This is a genomic window from Microbacterium sp. W4I20, assembly GCF_030816505.1.
Taxonomy (GTDB): domain Bacteria; phylum Actinomycetota; class Actinomycetes; order Actinomycetales; family Microbacteriaceae; genus Microbacterium.
Genome location: NZ_JAUSYB010000001.1, coordinates 3,049,048 through 3,066,274 on the forward strand (window position 1 = coordinate 3,049,048; position 17,227 = coordinate 3,066,274).

Annotated in this window: 12 protein-coding genes; 5 read left to right on the top strand and 7 right to left on the bottom strand. The window is 68.6% G+C overall.

From position 1 onward, the window contains the following. Window positions 1–2: 2 nt before the first annotated feature. Genes QFZ21_RS14840 through QFZ21_RS14850 form a run of 3 tightly spaced genes read right to left on the bottom strand, consistent with a single transcriptional unit; the run spans window position 3 to window position 3,216 of the window. Entirely contained in the window at window positions 3–1,541 is a 1,539-nt protein-coding gene (locus tag QFZ21_RS14840) for a DUF4185 domain-containing protein (protein WP_307379041.1), read from the bottom strand. A 48-nt stretch (window positions 1,542–1,589) separates the two neighbouring features. Then, window positions 1,590–2,081 carry a GNAT family N-acetyltransferase gene (locus QFZ21_RS14845; protein WP_307379042.1) on the bottom strand — a complete coding sequence of 164 codons (492 nt, stop codon included), beginning with the start codon at window positions 2,079–2,081 and terminating at the stop codon, window positions 1,590–1,592. A gap of 1 nt (window position 2,082) precedes the next feature. Continuing rightward, complete coding sequence (locus QFZ21_RS14850) at window positions 2,083–3,216, bottom strand: glycoside hydrolase family 172 protein (RefSeq protein WP_307379044.1); 1,134 nt, start codon at window positions 3,214–3,216, stop codon at window positions 2,083–2,085. A 102-nt stretch (window positions 3,217–3,318) separates the two neighbouring features. Between QFZ21_RS14850 and QFZ21_RS14855 the strand changes: the two genes are divergently transcribed. Continuing rightward, window positions 3,319–4,305 (top strand): LacI family DNA-binding transcriptional regulator, encoded by a 987-nt coding sequence (locus tag QFZ21_RS14855; RefSeq protein ID WP_307379045.1) that lies wholly within the window; start codon window positions 3,319–3,321, stop codon window positions 4,303–4,305. A gap of 12 nt (window positions 4,306–4,317) precedes the next feature. Here the strand turns inward: QFZ21_RS14855 and QFZ21_RS14860 are convergent, their stop codons facing one another. Beyond that, the gene (locus QFZ21_RS14860; protein WP_307379046.1) at window positions 4,318–4,725 is read right to left on the bottom strand and encodes a hypothetical protein; all 408 of its coding nucleotides are present in this window, start codon (window positions 4,723–4,725) and stop codon (window positions 4,318–4,320) included. Between the two features lie 201 nt (window positions 4,726–4,926). Here QFZ21_RS14860 and QFZ21_RS14865 point away from each other — a divergent pair, with 201 nt between their 5' ends. The 4 genes from QFZ21_RS14865 (at window position 4,927) to QFZ21_RS14880 (ending at window position 12,150) form a co-directional block, all read left to right on the top strand. Beyond that, window positions 4,927–6,474 carry an FGGY-family carbohydrate kinase gene (locus tag QFZ21_RS14865; protein WP_307379047.1) on the top strand — a complete coding sequence of 516 codons (1,548 nt, stop codon included), beginning with the start codon at window positions 4,927–4,929 and terminating at the stop codon, window positions 6,472–6,474. Beyond that, the gene (locus QFZ21_RS14870) at window positions 6,471–9,143 is read left to right on the top strand and encodes a GH116 family glycosyl hydrolase (RefSeq protein WP_307379048.1); all 2,673 of its coding nucleotides are present in this window, start codon (window positions 6,471–6,473) and stop codon (window positions 9,141–9,143) included. The genes QFZ21_RS14865 and QFZ21_RS14870 overlap by 4 nt, the downstream gene beginning before the upstream one ends. Next, window positions 9,140–10,774, top strand: coding sequence for a fucose isomerase (locus QFZ21_RS14875; RefSeq protein ID WP_307379050.1), 1,635 nt, complete (start codon window positions 9,140–9,142; stop codon window positions 10,772–10,774). The genes QFZ21_RS14870 and QFZ21_RS14875 overlap by 4 nt, the downstream gene beginning before the upstream one ends. A 170-nt stretch (window positions 10,775–10,944) precedes the next feature. Continuing rightward, the gene (locus QFZ21_RS14880; RefSeq protein ID WP_307379051.1) at window positions 10,945–12,150 is read left to right on the top strand and encodes an endo-beta-N-acetylglucosaminidase H; all 1,206 of its coding nucleotides are present in this window, start codon (window positions 10,945–10,947) and stop codon (window positions 12,148–12,150) included. A gap of 16 nt (window positions 12,151–12,166) precedes the next feature. On the opposite strand, the gene QFZ21_RS14885 is transcribed toward QFZ21_RS14880, so the two are convergent. Genes QFZ21_RS14885 through QFZ21_RS14895 form a run of 3 tightly spaced genes read right to left on the bottom strand, consistent with a single transcriptional unit; the run spans window position 12,167 to window position 17,186 of the window. Continuing rightward, entirely contained in the window at window positions 12,167–15,373 is a 3,207-nt protein-coding gene (locus QFZ21_RS14885) for a glycoside hydrolase domain-containing protein (protein ID WP_307379053.1), read from the bottom strand. Continuing rightward, window positions 15,370–16,302, bottom strand: a complete 933-nt coding sequence (locus QFZ21_RS14890; protein WP_307379055.1) for a carbohydrate ABC transporter permease — start codon at window positions 16,300–16,302, stop codon at window positions 15,370–15,372. The genes QFZ21_RS14885 and QFZ21_RS14890 overlap by 4 nt, the downstream gene beginning before the upstream one ends. Then, the gene (locus QFZ21_RS14895; protein ID WP_307379057.1) at window positions 16,299–17,186 is read right to left on the bottom strand and encodes a carbohydrate ABC transporter permease; all 888 of its coding nucleotides are present in this window, start codon (window positions 17,184–17,186) and stop codon (window positions 16,299–16,301) included. The genes QFZ21_RS14890 and QFZ21_RS14895 overlap by 4 nt, the downstream gene beginning before the upstream one ends. Between the last annotated feature and the right edge of the window lie 41 nt (window positions 17,187–17,227).

The following is a 17,227-nucleotide window of genomic DNA, read 5'->3' on the forward strand; positions in this document are numbered from 1 at the left end:
GGTTAGGGCGACCGGACCAGGGCGACGTCGTCGAGCTGCAACCAGATGTCGCCGCTGTTCGTCCACACCCCGCCGAACACCTGCACCTGGTCGTTCGCGCCCGTGTCGACGTCGACCGTGAAGCGCGTCCACGCGCCGACCGAGACGAAGTGCGCCTCGCCGAGCACGGTGCCGTCGAGCTCACGCACCCCGAAGTAGCCGTTGTCGCTGTTCGTCGACGTGCGGAGGAATCCGGTCAGCCGGTACGAGGTGTTCGGCTCGACCGCGACGTCCTGCCAGATGTCGCGCCACCCCGAGTTGTACCGCACGAAGATGTTCCGGTCGCCGGTGAATCCGCCGCCCGGCGCCGTGTCGATGCCCGAGTTGGGCTTGGCGCCCCAGGTGCCGTCCGCTCCGGTGCCGACCGCATCCGACCGTTCGAAGCTCGGGTCGACGATCAGGTTCGGGTCGACGATCATCCCGTGCTTGTCGAGCCGCATGTGCATCAGGTACACGTTGTACGGGTTCCACTGCGACATCGCGAAGTAGATCTCGCCGTCCTTGTTCCACGGATGGAAGTAGCCGCCGTACAGCGCCGGATAGTCGGTCGAGCTCGCGACCGTCTGCGCCGGGCTCCACGGGCCCTCGGGGTTCTTCGCGGTGTGCAGCACGATGTCCTCGCCGGACAGCGTCATCAGCAGGAACCGCTTGCTGTGTGCGTCGTACTGCACCGAGACCTCGCTCATCGGCGCATCGATGACGGGAGCGGCATCCGCTTCTTTCTTGCTCCACTTGCGGCCGTCCCAGTAGCGGTACTGGGACTTGTCGAGCAGCTTCTTCGCGGGGACCTTGGCGACCGAGACCGGGCCGTTGCGCCCGTTCTGCGTGCCGAAGACGTAGATGGTGCCGCCCTTCTGCACGTAGGACTGCATCTGGAACGGGTCGTCGCCGTCGGGGTTCTCCCACCGGGTGTCCGACACGGTCCAGTTCGCCCCGCCGTCGTCGGAGTAGGCGATGCCGGCGTGGTTCGTGTCCCACATCCCGGGCGGGCCCCACTGCTTCACCGACATGAATCCGAGGTACTGCCGGTCGCCCACCGAGATGCCGGCCGTCGGGATCACGGTGATCTCGTCGCCGTTGATCTTCTTCGACGGGATGATCTCCTTCGCCACACCCTGGGGTGCCTGCGCCGCCCAGTCGAACAGCATCCCGTCGGAGAGATCCGCGTCACTCGAGCGCACCAGCACGTTGCTGCGCCAGTTGCCGTTGGGCGGGGCGCCGCCGCCGGGACCGGTCCACGAGTTGCCGAACGTGTCACCGAACGCCGTCAACACATGGCCGTCGCCGTCGTCCCACATGATGCCGAGGTCGGTGGCCTTGATGTCCCACCGGCCCCAGGTGTTGTTCGGGGCGTCGGGTCCGGTGAGCTTCTCGACCACCGTGACCGGCGTCGACGCGGTCGTCGCGATCGCGGGTGCCGAGACGGCCGCGCTCGCCACGACCACCACCAGCGAAGCCAATGCGGCACCGGCCGCGAGTCGTCGTCTCTTCAGAGGCGCCATTGCCATCTCCTTGTGTCGCCCGCGCGCGGCGGGATGTCAGTGTCAGAACTACGGTTTCCGTGCGAGCCGATACCTCGTGTAGGAGGAGAACACCTCGACGGGAGCGAAACCGGCTCTCGAGAGCACCGCCTCGCTGCGGACGTTGCCGTGCGAGATGCCGGCGAAGATCTCGGTCGCGCCGACTGCGCGGTGGGCATGGTCGATGAGCGCGCGAAGCGATGCCGTCGCGAGACCGCGACCAGTGGCCTCCTCCGCAAGCCAGTACCCGCATCCGTACCGTGGCGGGTCGACGGGCACCAGGCTCACGACGCCCTGGAGCCGGTTATCCTCGAAGATGCCGAAGAGAAATCCGGCCGTATCGTCGCGGACGAGCCTGTCAGCGAGTCCGGCGTGATCAAGGGTGACCAGATCGCCGTAGTCTCCCCCGGCGGTGAGGTGGGCACGATTGTCGGCGACCACTTTGCGGAGGCTGGCCACGTCGCCGATGCCGAGCGGCCGGAGCCGCACCTCGTCGATCGTCGTGACCAGCCACTCGGACATGTCAGTCCTGAGGAGCCCGCGGCGGCGTCGAGCCGATGTCCGGCACCGGAGCGGTTCCTAGGTGGACCTCCAGGTCGTCGGCGGTCGGCGTCTTCGGGCGACGCGCGGTCGGACGGTCGAGGTAGAACATCGCGGTCGAGGCGATGTCGTCGCGCAGCGGCAGGTAGCGCCATCCGCTGCGCCAGCCGAGCGCCTGGATGTCGACCTTCGGGATGCCGGTGGCGAAGTGGATCGGGTCGAGCAGGTGCCAGCGGTACATGCCGAAGCGCTGCTGACTCACGTAGAGCCCGTCGGGTCGGATCACCTGCGGCATCCCGAGGTAGGGCGTCGAGAACTCGGTGTAGCCCTGGCCGGGGATGTCGAAGTTCCAGGCGCCGCCGAAGTAGTCCTCGGTGCCGGTGCCTGCGATCGTCGGATAGTCGGTGTCGTCGTCGAGGTAGAACTTGATCTCGCCCTCGCCCCACCAGCCGTTCGAGTTCACACCCCACGCGATGTAGGTACCGACGTACTGGCCCTGACCTTCGATGCCCTCGAGGATGACGTGCGGGGTGCGGTCCTCGAGCGGATTCGACCGCCGCCACTGGGCGTGGAAGTACGCGTCGTTCGAGTAGTCCGCGCCGATCTCATAGGTCACCTGGTAGTAGACGCGCACATCGACGACCGAGGTGTTCTCGATGGTCAGCCGGGCGCCGTCCTTGAACGGCATCGGCCAGTACGAGTTGAATCCGCCGTGCGGGTTGGCTGCGATGGTCTGCGAGTTCACCTGAGCGAACACGCCCCATCCGTTGCAGAAGAAGTCGCCGTACGGGACCTCGACGGCAGGTTCCTCGGAGCCGTCCCAGTAGGCGCGGAGCAAAAGCGTGCGCCAGTTGTCGGTGTGCGTCGTGATCCAGATATGCGTGATCTTGCCGGCGCCCTCGATGTTCGCCAGGTCGAACGTGTCGCCCGCCTTGATGTCGATGCTGGGGGAGATCTTCCAGCCGGGGCCGAGGTCACGCGCGTTCGCTGCGCCCGTGCCCTCGGTCGCCCGGCCTCCGCCCCCAGCGGATCCGTCGAAGTTCTCCGGGGAGATCGATCGCGTCTGCACGGAGCGCAGGGCAGCGAGGGAGGCCAGATCAGATGATGCAGAAGTCATGGCCGCCAATGTAATCGATTTCAGCCGAGAACTCCATAGATCGTGTTCCTCCGCGATACTGTTGCTGCACGTCCGGCGCAACCGGGCAGGCAGCGAGGACACATGGCCACGATCTACGACGTCGCAGAACTCGCGGGGGTCTCTCCCGCGACGGTCTCGCGTGTCTTCAACGGCACGAGCGTGTCGGACGAGAAGGTCGCCGCTGTCCGCGATGCCGCGGCACAGCTGAGCTTCACGCCGAATCGCACCGCCCGGTCGTTGCGTCGACAGAGCTCCGAGGTCATCGCGCTCGTCATCCCCGACATCGAGAACCCGTACTTCACCGAGATGGCCCGCGGCGTCGAGGATGTCGCGTCCGAGGCCGGCTATTCCGTCGTGCTCTGCAACTCCGACTCGCAGATGGAGAAGGAGGCGACGTATCTTCGGATCGCGATCGCCGAGCACATGTCGGGCATCATCATCGCCACCGCCGAAGAGCACTCCAACCTCGACAGCATCCTCGCCACAGGACGTCCGGTCGTGGCGGTCGACCGCAGCACGACGTACGACATCGACGGCGTCGTGATGGCGAATCGGGCGGCGGGAATGTCGGCGACGAAGGATCTGATCGACGCCGGATACCGCCGTATCGCCTACATCGGCGGGCCCGAGCACATCGACACGGCGGCGGAACGCGCGGCCGGCTGGCGATCAGCGCTCGGTGCCGCTCAGCCCGACCTCGACCTGGACTCTCTGGAACGCTTCGCGACGTTCCGTGTGGACGGCGGCCGTGCGGCGATGGAGGAGCTCCTCGCGCTGGCGGACCCGCCGGATGCCGTCGTGGCGGGCAACAACCTCATCGGGGTCGGTGCGATCCAGGTGCTCACCGAGCACGGACTGACGCCGCCGCAAGTGGGAGTCGCCGTGATCGGCTCGCTGCCGTTCACCACTCTGTCGCCGAACGCCGTGACGGTCGTGCGGCTGCCGGCGCGGCACATGGGCGTCACGGCGGCACGGATGCTGCTGGAGCGGATCAAGGGCGACAAGCAGCCGGCGCGTACGGTCGTGCTGCGCAACGAGGTGCAGCCCGCGAGCACGCAGCGCGTCTGACGGGGTCTTCCGTCAGGAGGACTTCCAGAAACGCGTCGCCAGGTTCGCGACCTCCTTGTCGAGGTCTTCGAGCCTGCGGTCGATCGATCCCAGGCGCTCGGTGAACTTCGTGTCCATGGCGTCGAATCGGGCATCCATGGCGTCGAACTTCACCTCCAGGATTCCGTTCAAGCCGTCGAATCGCGCATCGACGGCCTCTCGGAAGCCGTCGAATCGGGCAGCGGACCCCTCGAAGCGGGCGTCGATTCCCTCCCTGAGGCCGTCGAATCGCGCCTCGAGACTGTCGAAGCGCGCGGCGTTCTCGTTGCGGACCGACGTGATGATCCGATCGTTCTGACGCAGCAGCAGCGTGATCGCCCCGATCATGATGGCGGCGAAGACTGCGATCAGCGTCCACACCTGCGGTTCGGTCAACTCCATGGCTCCAGTCTGCGAGGGAAAGGCCAGATTGTCACGGTATTCCGGTGGTGGGCGGCGCCGATCGCGCGATCAGTGGAGAACCCTCGACTGACCCGGATTGTGCAGATGAACTCTGCAGCGACCTTGCGACATGAAATCGATTTCGCGTACAGTGACGATCAGGTTTCAGATTCCGCGCTTCAGGTTTCAAGGAGGACGCCCATGCGCTGCACCCTCGGGGTGGACATCGGCACGTCCAGCAGCAAAGGTGTGCTGGTCGACGACGACGGCGTCATCGTCGCGACGGTGACCAGGGCGCACGAGGTCAGTCGGCCGCGCAGCGGCTGGGTGGAGATGGACGCGCGGGTCTGGTGGGACGAGTTCGTGTGGATCACCCGCGACCTGATCGCCGCCGCGCCGGACGCCGAGATCGCGGGTGTCGGCGTCAGCGGCATGGGACCGTGCATCCTCCTCGCCGACGAGCACGATGAGCCGGTGCGCCCGGCCATCCTCTACGGCGTCGACACGCGGTCGACGGCCCAGATCGCGCGGCTGACCGCCGAGCTCGGAACCGACGCGATCACCCGGGTCGGCGGCTCGACCCTCACCTCGCAGGCGGGCGGCCCGAAGATCGCCTGGATCGCGGACGAGGAGCCGGAGGCCATGGCCCGCGCCCGTCGCCTGTTCATGCCGGCCAGCTGGCTCGCTCGCAAGCTCACCGGGGCCTACGTGCTCGACCACCAGTCCGCGAGCCAGGTCTCACCGCTCTACGACATCGAGGGCGAACACTGGCATGAGCCCTGGTGGGCGGAGTACGCGGGGGCGATCGAGCAGCCGGCACTCGGCTGGGCCGGCGACCGCGCCGGTGAAGTGACCGCTGATGCGGCATCCGCCACCGGCCTTGCTGTCGGCACCCCCGTGATCATCGGCACGATCGACGCGTGGACCGAGGCGGTCAGCGTCGGCGCGCACGAGGCCGGCGATCTGATGCTCATGTACGGGACCACGATGTTCCTCGTGGTCACGGGGGAGGAGACGCTGCGCACCCCCTCGATGTGGACCACCGCCGGAGCCTTCGCCGGCACCCGCAACCTCGCCGGCGGCCTCTCGACCTCGGGAGCGCTGACGGCCTGGCTGAAGGACCTGACCGGCGCCGATTACCCGGAACTCCTCGAGGACGCCGAGAAGTCGGGGCCGGGAGCGCGCGGTCTGCTGGTGCTGCCGTACTTCGCGGGCGAGCGCACCCCGATTCAGGATCCCGACGCTCGCGGCGTCATTGCGGGCCTCACCCTCGACCACACGCGCGGCGACCTCTACCGCGCCGCCCTCGAGGCGACGGCTCTCGGCGTGCGCCACAACGTCGAGACGATGCGCGCGGCCGGTGCCGACATCCGCCGGATCGTCGCGGTCGGCGGCGGCACCCAGGGGCGGCTCTGGCTGCAGATCGTCTCGGATGTCACGGGACTCGTGCAGGAGGTGCCGCAGACGACCATCGGCGCGAGTTACGGCGCTGCCTTCCTTGCAGCGACCGCGATCGCCGAGGCAGGAGAGGCACCCGCGATCACGTCCTGGAATCCGATCACCGAGACCATCCAGCCGGATGCTGCGCTGCGCGACTTCCACGACGTCCTGTTCGACCGATACGTGCGACTGTACGAGGGGTCGAAGGATGTCGTGCACGAGCTCGCCGCAGAGCAGCGCGAACCAGCACAGCAGCGCGAACCAGCAGAGCAGCGCGAACCAGCAGATCAGCGAAAGGCAGCCGCATGACCCGGCGCGCACGCGGCATCCCGCACACCTCACAGCCCACGGCCTTTCCCCTCGGCGGCGTCGGCACCGGCAACGTCTCGATCGGCGCGCGCGGCGAGCTGCGCGACTGGGAGTTCGAGAACCTGCCCGACAAGGGGCGCCGCAACCCGCACTCCTTCTTCGCGATCCACGCCCGCCCCGAAGGCGGCACACCCGTGACCCGGGTGCTCGAAGCGAAGCTCACCGGCCGCCACGATGCCGACGCGGGTTATGCATTCGATCAGCTGGCGGGCCTTCCGCGGCTCGACGGCGCGACCCTGCACGGCGAGTATCCCGTCGTCGACGTCGATTTCACCGACGCGATTCTGCCGGTCGACGTCTCGCTACACGCCTTCACCCCGCTCGTGCCGCTCGACGCCGACGCATCCGGCATCCCGAGCGCGGTGCTGCGATACCGCGTGACGAACCCCGGCACGGTGCCGGTCGCCGTGACCGTGGTCGGCAGCGTCTCGCACACCGCCGGTCGCGGCACGCCAGGACCGGACGCGCCCTGGGGCATGCGCGCGACCCAGACCGTGCGGTGGCGTGAAGACGCAGACGTGCGCGGTCTCGACTTCGGCATCGACCTCCCCGAGGACGACCCGGGCTACGGCACGCTGAGCCTGACGACGACGGATGCCGCCACCACGGTCAAACCGCAGTGGGTCACGAGCTACTGGCCGGATGGCGCCCGACTGTTCTGGAACGACCTCACCGACGACGGGCTGCTCGCGCCCGAGCCACGGCTCACACTGGAGGATCGCCCGCGCGGGCTGTTCGCCGAGCTCGACGCCGATCCGGATGCTGCGCCGCTCACCGAGGAGGAGATGCTCGCGAAGCTCCCGCGGCTGCGTACGGGCTCCCTCGGCATCGTGCACACCCTCGCCCCCGGCGAGTCGCGCGACTTCGAGTTCATGCTGTCGTGGAGCTTCCCCAACCGGAGGCGCGGCTGGCACGGGCACATCATTCAAGAAACACCGATGAATGCCGATGGGTCCCTGAGCCTGTCGAAGGGCGCGGATCCTCCCGCCGACGGCCCGCTGTCCCCCATCGTCCGCAACCACTACGCGACCCTCTGGCCCGATGCCTGGGCGGCGGCGACGCACCTGCACACCCACCTGCCCACGCTCGAGTCCGCGACCGACGCGTTCGTCGAGGCGCTGTATGGCAGCAGCCTCGACCCCGTGCTCATCGACGCGATCGGGGCGAACATCGCCGCCGCCCGCTCGACCACCGGATTCGTCCTCGAGTCGCCGAATCCGGGACTCGGCGACGGGCCGGTGTTCGCGGCCTGGGAAGGATCCTTCGACCACGGCGGATCGTGCGAGGGCACCTGCACGCACGTCTGGTCGTACGCGCAGACCCTGGCCTGGCTGTTCCCTTCGCTCGAGCGCAGCGCGCGCCGGGTCGAGTACCTGCTCGAGACCGATGAGGCCGGCGCGCAGAAGTTCCGCGGCAACCGCATCTTCGGCGGGCCGTCCTGGTTCATGGCTCCGGCGGTCGACGGGCAGCTCGGAACCCTGCTGCGGCTGCTCCGGGAGTGGCGGTTCAGCGGGGACGACGACTTCCTGCGCGAGCTGTGGCCCGCGGCATCCCGCACCCTCGACTACGCGATCCGCGAGTGGGATCGCGACGGCGACGGGCTGCTCGACGGCGAGATGCACAACACCTACGACATCGAGTTCCACGGCGCCGAGCCGCTCGCGAACGGTGTCTACCTCGCCGCCCTCCGCGCCGGCACCCGGATGGCGCAGCACCTCGGTGAGCCGGAACGCGCGCGCGACTGGGCGGCCAGAGCCGACCACGTCGCGGCCGCGATGGACGAGACGCTCTGGAACGGCGAGTACTACCGTCAGGTGATCGACGACGCCGACGCGCACCGGTACCAGTACGGCGACGGCGTGCTGTCCGATCAGCTGCTCGGACAGTTCCACGCCTCCGTGAACGGGCTGGGGCACATCCTCCCCGCTGAGCGGGTCGACTCCGCGCTCGCCGCAATCGTCGCCCACAACCACCGCGACGACCTGTCCACCCATGAGAGCACCCAGCGGGTGTACGCGCTGAACGACGAGGGCGGACTGCTGCTCGCCTCCTGGCCGAACGGCGGGCGACCCGCGATCCCGTTCGTGTACTCCGACGAGGTGTGGACGGGCGTGGAGCACCAGGTCGCGGCATCCCTCCTCTTCGCCGGCCGCTACGACGACGCGCTGCTCGTCGAACGCACACTGCGCGCCCGCTACGACGGTGAGCACCGCAGCCCGTGGAACGAGATCGAGTGCGGCAACCACTACGCCCGCTCGCTCGCCTCCTGGGCGCTGCTGCTCGGCGCGACCGGCGCGCAGTGGGATGCGCCGTCGGGCGTGCTGTCGTTCGCGCCGGTCGGCGGCGCTTCGACAGGCTCAGCGACCCAGGGTGGACGCTCAGCGACCGACCGGTTCCTCTTCACCACCGGCACCGGCTGGGGACGCGTCGAGATCGACGGCGACGCCCTGACCCTCCACCTCGACGGCGGCGATCTCGACATCGCCGAACTGCAGCTGCACGGCCGGACCATCGGTCGCGGCATCCGACTCGGCGCGGGCGACTCGTCGCCCGGCTCGACCACCCAGCGTTTCCCCCTCAGCACGACCACGACACCGGAGGCATCATGACCACCTACACCCTGCCGACACCGGCATCCCGCCCGGCATCCGCGCCCCAGACCGCGTACCTGATCGCCTCCGGTGACCTGCGCGAAGCGGCCAACACGGGCGGCTGGCCGGTGCAGGTCGAGCTCGAGGCGGGCGTCACCGGCGTGTTCGAGGGCCTCGGGTGGACGGTCATCCGCGCCAATGAGGTCGATCCCACCACCGGCCACGGGTTCATCTCGAGCCAGCGCATGGGCCTCGAGGTCTTCAAGAACATCCCGACGGATGCTCCGCTCATCGTGGCCGAGGCCGTGTGGCAGTACTCGCACCACGTGCTCGCCGGACTCCGCACGCACCGGGGGCCGATCCTCACGGTCGCGAACTTCGCCGGCGACTGGCCGGGGCTCGTCGGGCTGCTCGGGCTCAACGCGGGGCTCACGAAGATGGACAAGCCGTACGCCTCGATCTGGTCGGTCGATTTCACCGACGACTGGTTCAAGGCCGGTATCAAGGAGTGGACCGAGACCGGCTCGATCACGCACGACGGCTCGCACGTGCGCGCCCTGCCCGAGCTGCCCGACAGCCCGGAGAAGCAGCTGGGCGAGGCGCTCGCCGCAGAACTGTTGGCGGAGAAGGCCATCATCGGCGTCTTCGACGAGGGCTGCATGGGCATGTACAACGCCATCTTCGACGACGAGCTGCTGAACAAGACCGGCATCTACAAGGAGCGCCTGTCGCAGTCGGCGCTGTACGCCGAGATGCTGAACGTGTCGGAGGACGAGGCGGATGCCGCCTACACCTGGCTGACCGACAAGGGCATGACCTTCGTCTACGGCGAGGATGCCGCCACCGAACTCACCCGCGAGCAGGTGCAGTGGCAGATGAAGATGTACATCGCCGCCCTCCGCATCGCGGACGACTTCGGCCTCGACGCGGTCGGCATCCAGTACCAGCAGGGTCTCAAGGACCTCGTCCCGGCATCCGACCTGGCCGAGGGCATGCTGAACTCGACCGAGCGTCCGCCGGTGACCTCGCGCGACGGCTCGCGCGTGCTGCACGAGGGCCGTGCGTTCCCGCACTTCAACGAGGCCGACGAGGGTGTCGCGGTCGACGCGCTGGTCACCGACCGGGTCTGGCGCGCGATGGGACTCGTGCCCGACAACACCCTGCACGACGTGCGCTGGGGTGAGGACTTCGACGGCCAGTTCGTCTGGGTCTACGAGATCTCGGGCTCGGTGCCGGCCTCGCACCTCGGCGGCTGGCAGAACGCCGAGGGCTGGCGCCAGGGCCACGTGTTCTTCCCGGCGGGTGGCGCGACGATCAACGGCGTCTCGAAGCCGGGCGAGATCGTGCTGTCGCGGGTGTTCATCGCCGACGGCATCCTGCAGGCCGACATCTTCCGCGCGTCGGTCGTCGAGCTGCCGGCCGAGGAGACGAAGCGCCGCAAGGACGCCACGAACCCGGAGTGGCCCATCGCGCACGTGGTGCTGCACGGCATCTCGCGCGACCAGTTCATGGCCCGGCACAAGGCGAACCACGCGCAGACCGTCTACGCGCCGGATGCCGAGACCGCCGACAAGGCTCTCATCGCGAAGGCCGCGATGTTCGCCGGCATGGGCATCAAGGTCAACCTCGTGGGAGACGTGAACCTCTGACCTGGACTGGTCTGGATCAGAAATGCCGCTCCCGCCTGGCCGGGGGCGGCATTTCTGATCCACCGTCTTCTCATGACCCTTCAGCTCGCGTGACTTAAGCGATATAGTCGGCGGCAGGTCGCGCCGATGCGGCCAGATCTCGACATCGATGATGAAGGAGACGATCTGTCATGAGTCAGTCACGCATCAGGAGTCACCGGTTCCGAAAGGGCCTCGCGGCCGTGGCGGGACTTGCCGTCGCCGCAGCCGGTGCTGTCGCTGCCGGCCCGGCCGCCGCGGACGAGACGCCCGACGTCGACCCGCAGCTCGCGGTCTACGTCGAGGTGAACTCGAACGATTTAGCGAACGTCGCCGACTACACGCTCGCCGATTCGGGGGAGGCCGCCATCGACATGGCGATGATCTTCGCCGCCAACATCAACTACGACGGCGAGAAGGCGTACCTGCACTTCAACGAGCGCGTCACCGAGACGCTGAACGACGCCGAGAACCAGATCCGACCCGTGCAGGAGCAGGGCACGAAGGTGCTGCTGTCCGTGCTCGGCAATCACCAGGGCGCCGGGTTCGCGAACTTCACCTCCTACGAGCAGGCGGATGCTTTCGCCGCACAGCTCGCCGACGCGGTGACCACCTACGGGCTCGACGGGATCGACTTCGACGACGAGTGGACCGAGTACGGCGCGAACGGCACCCCGCAGCCCAACGCGCAGTCGTTCGGCTGGCTGGCCACGGCGCTCCGCGAGCGGATCGGTGACGACAAGATCATCAGCCTCTACGCGATCGGCCCCTCGTACACGACGACGGACTTCACCTCCTTCGATGCCGAGGGTGTGCTCGACTACGCCTGGAACCCGTACTACCCGACCTACGACGCCCCGACGGTGCCCGGGCTCGAGGACCGCACGCGCATCGGCGCCGCGGCGATCGACCTCGCGAACACCAGCGCGGCGACAGCGGCGGACTTCGCGAACCGCACGATCGCCGACGGATACGGCGTCTACGTGGCGTACGACCTCACCGCGACGGATCAGTCGGCCTACCTCTCCGGAATCACCCAGGCGCTCAAGGGCGAGGCGACCGAGTACCGCGCGGCGCCGAAGGACCGCACCGCTCCGACCGTGACGGTGAAGCAGGGAGCGGGGTTCACGAGCGGATCCGCCGAGGCGTACTCGAAGGTCAGCTTCAAGCTCTACGACGCGGGCAAGATCGATCGGCTCAGCGTCAACGGCGTCGTGAAGGACCTCACCGACAACACCTGGAGCGACCTCAACTTCGTGAAGCCCGGAGCGTTCGGCGCGGTCGCCGGGTCGAACACGCTTGAGGTGCTCGACGTCGCGGGCAACCGCACCCAGGTGTCGTTCGTGCTGGCGGGCTGATCTCGACCCGAACTCTTCAGTCCAGGTCGAAGAGCTCGAGCTGACGGATCGTGACCTCGGCCTCCGCTCGCACGCGGAGCGCCGAGGTCTCGATGCGCTCGGCCAGAGTGAACGGCGTCGTCCGGTTCGGTAGCAGCGCCGCCTGATGGGTCGTGTGGACAGGAACCCACTCGTCATCCGCCCCGAGAACTTCCCAACGGAGGGCGGAAGCGGATGCTGCGCCCACGGTCGTCACGGTCAGGTCGCTGATGGCGCGGGGTGCGGGGAACCGCCAGCCCACCCACTCCCCGGCGTGCAGCGCGGTGCCGGCATCACCCGAGAGTGCGCCGTCGTCGAACACCCGCTCGGGGTGGGAAAGTCCGGGGGAGGAGATCACCTGGCCATCGCCGGACGTCAGGTCGGAGTGCCACCCATCCATGGCTCGGGCCGATGACGGGGCGCCGGTCTCGAGCGCCGCCGCCGGGTCGACGCCGAACTCCAGTTCGAGCACGGCGTCTCCTACGAGCGCGTCGATCGGCAGCTCCGCGTTCGACAGAAGGATGCCGTCGAGCCGCGCCTCCTGCAGGATGTGAGCCAAGGGCTCGCTGCGCCGAGACACGACGCGCAGCGAGGAGCCGTCGCCGCGATCGACCCGGATGTCGTCGAACAGCGGCGACCCGATCCGCAGCATGCCCGAGGCGAGCTCCAGCGGGTACAGCCCGAGCGCGGCCCACAGCCACCACGCACTCATCTCGCCGTTGTCCTCGTCGCCGGGGAACCCCTGGCCGATGTGCGCGCCGGCGAACAGGCGCCCGGCGAGGTCGTGCACGAGGGCGCCGGTCCGCCACGGCTGGTCACTGAACGCGTACATGAACGGGATGTGGTGCGCCGGCTGATTCGAGATCGCGCACATGCCGGAGCGCAGCGCGCGCGCCTCCCGCTGCTCGTGGATGACCGTGCCGTAGGCGCCGCCGAACCGCTCGTCCGCGGTCTCCGGTTCGGCGAACAGGGCGTCGAGGTGTCGACGGAGACCGGCGGGACCGCCGTAGAGGGCGGCCAGACCGACGCCGTCGTGCACGGCCCCGACCGACATGCCCCAGGCGTTCGTCTCGACGTTGTCTCCGCCCCAGGTCCGCGGGTCGAAGCCGTCTGCGGCGGCGAAGGCTCCTCGGTCGTCTCTGCCGCGGAAGAACCCGGTCTCGTTGTCGAACAGCGTGCGGTACGACCGCGCCCGGTTGGCGAAGTACCGGGAGAAGGACCGGTAGCGCGCGGCATCCGCCACAGACTCCGTGTCGGCAGCGAGCCGCGAGGCGAACCGACCGAGCGCGGCGTCGCTCACCGCGTTCTCGATGCTCCAGCTCATCCCTTCGGGGACGCCCGAGGAGATGTATCCGGTGAAGCGACCTCGGGCGATGCCTTTGCGGCCGCGGCGGGCGTCGGGCCCCGGCTCGCAGGCGTTGCGCCATCCGCTCTCGAACGCGGCGACGCGGTCGAACCCCACGTCCCAGCGCGCGGCGTCGGCGAAGATCTGATCGCTGGAGGTGCCGACCATGCTGTCGACGTACCCCGGGGCGCTCCACCGCGCCATCCATCCTCCGCGGCGGTGCTGCTCGAGCTGGCCGTCGAGCAGCCGTCCGGCGAGTGCGGGATCGAGAAGGGCGAGCGCCGGCCACTCGGTGCGATAGGTGTCCCAGTAGCCGTTGTTGACGACGAGTTCTCCGTCGGCGACAGGGTCTCCCTCGGCGCCGGTGGCGTCGGCGAACACGTCGGCGAATCGCCAGACCGGCGCATCGCGCGTGCCGGTGTTCTCGCCCGCGGTGTTCGGATACAGGTGCATCCGGTGGAGGGCGGCAGCGATTCGCGCCCGGTGCTCCTCGTCGGCGAGCGAGCGGTACGGGGCTTCTTCCTCCGGCAGCGGCGGGATCGTGACGCGCCCCAGCAGGCGATTCCAGGATGCCGCCGATGTCTCACGCAGCTGCCCGAAGGACACCTCCGAGGGTGCCTCGATCGCGAGGCTGCGCCTGGCCTGCGCGACCGACAGGAACGAGACCGCGATCCGCACCTCGAGCGACCCGTGTCCGCTCACGAAGCCGGCGACCTCGCTCCGGCCGTCGTCATCGAGACGGCCGCAATCGCCCCCGCCACCAGGCAGTACGACGCCGGCGAAGAAGCAGCGGGGTGCGTTGCCCCAGTCCTCCGGCCCTTCCGGGATCCAGCCCTCGAACCCTCCGACATCCGCCCATTCGAGGCGTCCGTCAGCGTTGAGCTGATCGATCACGAAGCCGATCCGGGCGTCGGAGTCCGCACTCTGCACGCGGAAGGCCGCGGCGTGCGAGGTCGCCGTCATCTCGACGTGCAGCCCGTCGCCGAGGTCGGCCGCATACTCGTGCGGACGCGCGCGCTCGCTGCCGGGGACGATCCAACGGCGGCGACCCGCGCGCTGCGACACCGGTCGGCCGACGAACGGCATCAGCTGCAGTACCGAGCGATCGCCGATCCACGGGCTGGGCTGATGCGAGAACTGGAGCGCCTCGAGGCGGCGGCCCTGCGGGTCGTCGTGCACGAAGGGGCGGTACGGCCAGCGCGAGTCGGCAGCATCCGTCGCCGGAGTCACGAAGGTGAAGCCGTGCGGCACGGCCACCGCCGGGATCGTGTTTCCGCGCGAGAACCGCGGACCCGAGTGCGAGCCGCGCCTGGTGTCGACCTGTTCGACGGGAGTGAGGGGTGCGGATGCCGCGGGCTGCTCGACCGTGACCTGCACGTATCCCGAGACCTCGCCAGGGAGAGCCTCGGCTCCCGCCAGCGAGCCAGCGCCGAGCACGACCTCGACCGTTCCGCGGCGATCTGCCACCGGCGCGAGCGAGACGGTGTCGGCATTCCACTGTTCCGGCATACTCCAGCGCGCGCCGAACTGCTCCTCTGCGGTGATCGGGAAGTCGTACCGATCGCGGACCGCCGCGATCTCGCTCAGTCGGCTGCCGTCGGCGAATCGCACATCGACCGCCACCGCAAGCGCCGCATGCGGGGCCAGCGTCGCCGCAGGCCCGTCGGCGTAGAACGCCCAGTGCAGCACGGTCTCCCGCGAGAACGTGAGATCCGCGAGCCCCGGCACATCGATCCGCTGCTCACCCGCCGCCGGGTCGAACGCGAACGAGAACACAGGGCCGGCCAGCACGCCCGCGCGGGGACGCGAAGAGGGAGGATCCGCCGGACCGTCGGCCGGAGAGAGGTGCACGGTGCTCACCCCTTGATCGCGCCCTCCTGCACGCCCTTGAAGAAGAATCGCTGCGTGAACGAGAACATGATCACGATCGGCACGAGCGCGATCATGGTCCCGGCGGCGATCAGTCGCGGGTCGACCGAGAAGCTGCTGTTGAGGTAGGCCATGCCGACCGTCAGCGTGTACTTTCCGGGGTCGGAGAGCACGATGAGCGGCCACAGGTAGTCGTCCCAGGCGCCGATGAACGCGAAGATCGCGACCACCGAGACCATGCCGCGGATGTTCGGCCAGACGATGTGGCGGATGCGCTGCCAGGTCGTCGCGCCGTCGACGGTCGCGGCATCCAGCACGTCCTTCGGGATCATGCGGCAGGCCGTGGCGATCAGGAGCACGTTCATCGCGCTGATCGCACCGGGCAGGAAGACGCCCCACAGGGTGTCGGCGAGTCCCAGTGCGCGGATCGTGAGGAAGTTGCTCGTCACCGTGACCTCGCCGGGGAACAGCAGGGTCGAGAGCAGGATCGCCATCACGATCCACTTGCCGCGGAACCGCATGCAGCCGAGCGCGTAGCCGGCGAACGTGGCCAGCACGACGTTGCTGACGACCGTGCCCACCGAGACGAGGAGCGAGTGCCAGGCGTAGAGGTAGACCGGCACGATGTCGGCGACGGTGGAGTAGTTGCCCAGCGTCGGCTCGCGCGGGATGAGGTTCGGCGGGAACGAGTAGATGTTCTCCTGCGGGCCCTTGAACGACGTCGACAGCTGCCAGAGGAACGGGCCGATGACGAGCACGAGCACGAACAGCAGCAGCGCGTAGCGGCCGATCAGTCCGCCGAGGGTCGGCTTGCTGAAGTCGCCGGAACCCCGGCGGCGGAAGACGCGCTCGCGCTCGGGCTTCGCCGCAGCATCCGTCGCACGATCGTCGTGGGTGCGGGGCGGGGTGAGGATGCTCATGCGGGGACCTTCGCCTTCTTCTCGCGATTCATGAAGGCGATCGCGGCGAGCGGGATGAGGGTGAGGAGGAACAGCGCCACGCTGATCGCGGACGCGTACCCGATGTTGCCGTTCAGGCCGGAGCCGACCTGGCGGATCAGCATCACCAGCGACATGTCGTAGCCGCCGGGTCCTCCGGTGCTCTTGGAAAGTACGTCGAGCTCGGCGAACACCCTCATCGCGGAGACGGCGATGAGCACGGCGATCAGGAGCATCGCCCCGCGCACCGATGGGATCGTGACGGAGAGGAAGCGGCGGAAGGCGCCGGCACCGTCGAGCATCGCGGCCTCGTGCAGCTCCTTGCCGACGTTGCCGAGGGCGGCGAGGTACACGACCATGTAGTAGCCGAGCCCCTTCCACACCGTGAGCAGGATGGCGCAACCCAGCAGCAGCCAGCGATCCACGAGGAACGCCATCGGCTTGTCGACGAGTCCGAGGAACTCGAGCGTCTGGTTGATGATGCCGCGGCTGTCGAACAGCCAGGTCCAGATGAGCGCCACCACGACGACCGACGCGATCACGGGGAAGTAGAAGGTGGTGCGGAAGAACGCGATGCCCGGCAGCTTCTTCTGCACGAGAAGGGCCAGCAGGAGCGGCAGGATCGTGAGCAGCGGCACGCACACGACGACGTAGATGATGCAGGTCGTCAGGGCGTTCCAGAACATCTCGTCGCCGAACATGCGGTCGTAGTTTGCCGCGCCGATGAACTCGGGTGTGCGCAGCGGACGCGCGTCGGTGAAGCTGAGGAAGACCGTGTTGAGGAACGGCCAGAGCGCGAACACCAGCACCCAGATGACGGCGGGGCCGAGGAGAAGCCAGGGCGTGAACCATCGGTGGGATCTCATCGATCTCACCCTGCTCCGGATGCCGGTGTCCGCGCTCATGC

Coding starts and splice junctions, on each gene's coding strand:
- QFZ21_RS14890 (WP_307379055.1), bottom strand. CDS start 16,302: ATGAGCATCCTCACCCCGCCCCGCACCCACGACGATCGTGCGACGGAT.
- QFZ21_RS14895 (WP_307379057.1), bottom strand. CDS start 17,186: ATGAGATCCCACCGATGGTTCACGCCCTGGCTTCTCCTCGGCCCCGCC.
- QFZ21_RS14865 (WP_307379047.1), top strand. CDS start 4,927: ATGCGCTGCACCCTCGGGGTGGACATCGGCACGTCCAGCAGCAAAGGT.
- QFZ21_RS14845 (WP_307379042.1), bottom strand. CDS start 2,081: ATGTCCGAGTGGCTGGTCACGACGATCGACGAGGTGCGGCTCCGGCCG.
- QFZ21_RS14870 (WP_307379048.1), top strand. CDS start 6,471: ATGACCCGGCGCGCACGCGGCATCCCGCACACCTCACAGCCCACGGCC.
- QFZ21_RS14850 (WP_307379044.1), bottom strand. CDS start 3,216: ATGACTTCTGCATCATCTGATCTGGCCTCCCTCGCTGCCCTGCGCTCC.
- QFZ21_RS14875 (WP_307379050.1), top strand. CDS start 9,140: ATGACCACCTACACCCTGCCGACACCGGCATCCCGCCCGGCATCCGCG.
- QFZ21_RS14860 (WP_307379046.1), bottom strand. CDS start 4,725: ATGGAGTTGACCGAACCGCAGGTGTGGACGCTGATCGCAGTCTTCGCC.
- QFZ21_RS14840 (WP_307379041.1), bottom strand. CDS start 1,541: ATGGCGCCTCTGAAGAGACGACGACTCGCGGCCGGTGCCGCATTGGCT.
- QFZ21_RS14855 (WP_307379045.1), top strand. CDS start 3,319: ATGGCCACGATCTACGACGTCGCAGAACTCGCGGGGGTCTCTCCCGCG.
- QFZ21_RS14880 (WP_307379051.1), top strand. CDS start 10,945: ATGAGTCAGTCACGCATCAGGAGTCACCGGTTCCGAAAGGGCCTCGCG.